Here is a 243-nt window from a genome sequence, read left to right as displayed (position 1 = left end):
GTCTATCAGCAACTCGCCTCGCTTCAGCATTACGTGCTCGTGGCACGGGACCGACCGCCTCTCGAAGTGTTCGACCGCGTCGAAGGGCGGTGGGGCGGCTTCCGGGTCATCGACGGCCTTGACGAAGTCCTCGACCTCTCGACGATCCAATCCGCGCTGCCCCTGCGCGATGTCTATTATCGCGGCCTGGCCGAGTAAGCCGGCCGAGCAAGCGCCGGGCACGGGCCCGGCGCCCCATCACTT

1 pseudogene is annotated in these 243 nt (G+C 66.7%); it reads left to right on the top strand.

Features of this window, described 5'->3' with window-relative positions:
- Positions 1-198 (top strand): annotated as a pseudogene (locus tag AC0IWM_RS23875) (Uma2 family endonuclease); the annotation flags it as partial.
- Between the last annotated feature and the right edge of the window lie 45 nt (positions 199-243).

The organism is Methylobacterium sp. AC433 (assembly GCF_979253015.1).
This window is presented reverse-complemented; position numbering and strand designations above follow the sequence as displayed.